Origin of the sequence: Streptomyces sp. NPDC059900, assembly GCF_050270335.1 — a bacterium.
In the GTDB taxonomy this organism is placed as follows: domain Bacteria; phylum Actinomycetota; class Actinomycetes; order Streptomycetales; family Streptomycetaceae; genus Streptomyces.
This window is the reverse complement of record NZ_JBNNJZ010000682.1, coordinates 1-4,001: the sequence shown is the minus strand read 5'-3', so window position 1 is coordinate 4,001 and position 4,001 is coordinate 1. Positions and strand designations below refer to the sequence as shown.

Sequence of the window (4,001 nt, the reverse complement as noted above, 5' to 3'; positions counted from 1 at the left end):
CAGCAACTACATGGACATCAACCGCGGCGACCGCGTCACGCACATCTCCAGCTTCGGCACGCCCGCCCTCGGTCTGGCCGAGTACCGCAAGGCGCACATGCCCGCGGGCGACCCGAGCTGGAAGGAGACCTATATCGAGAGCGACCGCACGATCAGTCTCCTCCAGACGGCGAAGGGGCGGGTGATCCGTCTCGAACACGACGTCAGCACCCCGCACCCCTACTCCCGTATCAACAGCCTCGGCGGCACCAAGGGCGTCTTCGAGGACTACCCCGAGCGCATCTACCTCGAGCCGGACCACACGAACGACGAGTGGGGCGACTTCGGCAAGTACGCCGAGGAGTTCGACCACTGGCTGTGGAAGGAGCACGCGAACCCGCCGGGCGGGCACGGCGGCATGGACTACATCATGGTCTTCCGTCTGATGCAGACCATGCAGCTCGGCATCGTGCCCGACTTCGACGTCTACGACGCCGCGACCTGGACGTCGCCCGTCCCCCTGAGCCATCTGTCGATCAAGGCGAAGGGCGCGCCGCAGGCGATCCCTGACTTCACTCGCGGGCTGTGGAAGAAGGCTCGGCCGGGAGTGGACTCCGAGAAGCCGAAGGCGTAAGGGACTTGGGCCCGGCGGCGCCTTCATCGGCGCTGCCGGGCTCCTGCGCCGTTTCCGCCGGTGCGTCCTGCTCGGGGACGAAGGCGATCTCCCCGGCCAGGACCTTCCTGGCCCGCGCCGTGTCCAGCGCGCCCTCCCAGCGCGAGACCACGAAGACGGCCACGCAGTTGCCGAGGAGGTTCGTGGCGACGCGCATCGCGTCCATGATCCGGTCCACGCCGAGCAGCAGGGCGACCGCACCGGCCGGGATGACTCCCAGCGCGGAGGCCGTCGCGGACAGCGCGAGGAAGGCCGAACCGGGCACGCCCGCCATGCCCTTGCTGGTCAGCATCAGGACGAGGACGACCGTGATCTGCTGGCCCAGGCTCAGGTCCACGCCCACGGCCTGCGCGATGAACAACGTACCGACGGAGAGGTAGATCGAGGCGCCGTCGAGGTTGAAGGAGTAGCCCGTCGGCAGGACCAGGCCCACCGCGTCGTCGCGGCAGCCCGCCTGGCGCAGCTTCTGCATCATGCGCGGCATGACGGCCTCGCTGGAGGCCGTGCCGAGCGCGAGCAGCATCTCCTCGCGCGTGTAGCGGACGAACTTCCACAGGCTCAGGCCGGTCAGGGCCTTCAAGGCCACGCCGAGCAGGACGAGGAAGAGCAGGGCCACCGCGTAGCAGACACCGATGAGCTTGCCGTAGGTCGTCAGGGCGCCGAGCCCGTACTCCCCCACCAGATGCGCCGTCGCGCCGAACACGGCGAGCGGCGCCAGCTTCATGATGAAGCCGACGATCGCGAAGACGATCTCCTGGCCCTGCTCGATGGCGGGCAGGATCGCGGGGACCTTCTTCTGCCCCAGGTGCAGCAGGGCCGCGCCCACCAGGCAGGACAGGACGAGGACTTGGAGCAGTGAGTTCTCGGCGAAGGCGCCGATGGCGCTGTCGGGCAGCGAGTGCAGGATGAATTCGCTGGTCGAGGGCAGTTCGCCGCCGCCGGTCTTCTCGTCGACGGCGGAGGCGTCGAGCTTGGAGGGGTCGACGTTCATGCCGGTGCCGGGGCTGACGAGGTTCCCGGCGAGCAGGCCGACGACGAGGGCGACCGTGGTGGCGACCTCGAACCAGATGAGGGCCTTGATGCCGATGCGGCCGAAGGCCTTGAGGTCTCCGGCCTTGGTGATGCCGGCGACGACCACGCAGAACACGAGCGGGGCGATCATCGCCTTGATCAGACGTACGAAGCCGTCGCCGAGCGGCTGGACGGCTGTGCCCATGTCTGGCCACAGCCGTCCGACGAGGACTCCGAGCACCAACGCGCAGGCGACCTGCGCGAACAGTGAGGTTCGCAATGTGCGTGCTACGCGTCGCGGTATGGACGGTACGGACTGCGGCACGGGCACTCCTGTAGTGAGGCTCCAACTTACTTCTGCCATACGGAAATTTCTTTCCGCGAGGCGCCACTATGGTGGAGTGACTGCTTCCGCAAAAGACCTACAGATCACATCGGCGTAAATTTTGGATCTTGCTCCAAACCGCGGGGTCCGCCAGAGGGCTCAGCAGCGCAGACGGTCCACCGTCAGGGCCCCCTGCTCGGTGGCGAGGGTGCGGTCGTAGCAGCCGCCGTCGCCGTACACCCGGTAGCGCTCGCGGGAGGTGCCGACGGCATGCCGGTCCTCGCGCGGGACGTTGGCGGTGTACGTCGCGTCGCCTTCGTAGCGGTCGTCGGTGGCCGTACGGGCGGTGCGCCGGCCGTGGTCCGTGCGCACGGTTTCCGCGCGGTCGCCCAGGTCGATCTCGGTGCGCAGCCGGTCACCGGCGCCGAGCGTGGTCGTGCCGTCCATCGTGTACGTCCGGTCGGTGCGGGTGGCGCGGCCGTCCGTGGTGACCGTCTCGCGGTCGCTCCAGACGGACTTGAGCGCGTCGGTGGACTCGCCCTCGGTCCAGCGGTGCACGGAGGTGTTGGCGAGTGCGCGGGTGACGGTCGTCTTCACGCGGCCGTGGGAGGTGTCGACGTATCCCGAGACGCTGAGCCGGTGGCTGCCCTTGGTGTCCAGGCGGTGCTGCCGCTCGGGCGAACCGGGTGTGTAGGCGGCCTTGTTGGCGAGGTCGCCCGCCCGGTGGGCGGTCAGCTTGCCGGTGACGTGGGCGCTCTTCTCGTCCTGCCAGACCAGGACGTTGGTGGGGGTGTGCCAGCCGGTTGTGGCCTCCGGCCGGCCCGCGACGGACACTTCCACCTGGTGCGGGCGGCCGTCGTTGAGGAGCCCGGCGAACGGTGTCAGGTCGTACTCGATGGGCTTGATGTCGAAGGCGCGGGGTCCGGGGATCACGTACCAGAGGAACGGGTTGGACCAGCCGCCCGTCCACACGGTCGGGAACGGCGTCGCGATCCCGGCGAGTCGGCCGTCGACGGTGACCTGCACCTCGCGGTAGGGCCCGTCCTCCGCCTTGCAGGAGTACGGCGCGGCGTCCGGGACCGTCAGGTACCAGTACTCCTCGCAGCCCCCGCCGGAGCCGGTGGCGTAGACCTCGGCGACGATGCGCTCGCTGTTGCGCGGGGTGGTGAGGGTGGTGCCGTCGCCCAGCGGCAGGACGCGGTCCGGGGACGACTGCTCGCGCTTGCCCTCGCCGCCCTTGCCCGCCGCGTAGAACGTCAGGGTCGCCTTGACGTCGATGACGCCCGTGTACGTCTCGTTGACGACGTTCCCGATGAGCATCTCCACTTGCTGGTCGCGCCCCAGGGTCTCGCGGTAGCGCGTGACGTCCTTCTCCACGGACCAGGTGATGCCGTCGGCGGACGGCTCGGGGGTGGAGGTGCGGAAGACCTCGACGCCGCCGATGCGCAGATAGCCGAGGCGGTCGTACTGCCGCCCCTTGACCTTGCCGTCGAGGCGGAGCACCACCTTGCCCCAGTTGCCCGCGCCGCACTTCCCGGGCGGGCTGTAGGCGCCCTCATAGGGGGTGAAGTCCTTGAACTGTGCCTCGGCCACCGTCACTTCGCACGATGGGGTGTGCGGCTTCGTGACGGGCGGGGCGGCCGTGACGGGGTCGTGCCAGTCGTTGCCGAACTCCGGTGGGGGCGCGTCGGCCGCCGCCGGGCCCGCGCTGAAGAGTGTGCCCGCCGCGAGGATGACCCCGGCGAGCATGGACATGACGCGTCTTCTCATGCGGGATTCTTACGGGGAGCCGACGATCACCGCAACGGTGCCCCGGAGGCCCGGTGATGGCGCGCGGGGCCGGTGGTGAAGGCGCACGGCGCCGGCAAGTGAACCCGCGCCGGATCAGCCCTTCAGGTTCGCCTTGTCGCCCATCACCACGACCGGGTGCTGCTTGGGGTCGAGGTTCTTCAGGAGATACGCCATCCCCTGCTTCGAGAGGCTCACACAGCCGGATGTGCCGCTGCCGTGGTC

Annotated in this window: 2 protein-coding genes and 1 pseudogene; 1 reads left to right on the top strand and 2 read right to left on the bottom strand. The window is 69.2% G+C overall.

The window, feature by feature from the left end; translation table 11 throughout:
* Positions 1–613 (top strand): annotated as a pseudogene (locus tag ACQKIP_RS41920) (gfo/Idh/MocA family oxidoreductase); the annotation flags it as partial.
* On the opposite strand, the gene ACQKIP_RS41915 reads toward ACQKIP_RS41920, so the two are convergent.
* Together ACQKIP_RS41915 and ACQKIP_RS41910 are read right to left on the bottom strand one after the other, a co-directional pair.
* Positions 552–1,988: a cation:dicarboxylate symporter family transporter gene (locus ACQKIP_RS41915; protein ID WP_365854444.1), complete on the bottom strand. Its 1,437-nt coding sequence runs from the start codon at positions 1,986–1,988 to the stop codon at positions 552–554. The pseudogene ACQKIP_RS41920 and the gene ACQKIP_RS41915 overlap by 62 nt on opposite strands.
* 159 nt (positions 1,989–2,147) lie before the next feature.
* Positions 2,148–3,758, bottom strand: coding sequence for a peptide-N4-asparagine amidase (locus ACQKIP_RS41910; protein WP_365854446.1), 1,611 nt, complete (start codon positions 3,756–3,758; stop codon positions 2,148–2,150).
* Positions 3,759–4,001: the final 243 nt, after the last annotated feature.

Bases quoted from the DNA above. Each gene is read 5' to 3' on its own strand.
- ACQKIP_RS41910 (WP_365854446.1), bottom strand. From the start codon at position 3,758: ATGAGAAGACGCGTCATGTCCATGCTCGCCGGGGTCATCCTCGCGGCG.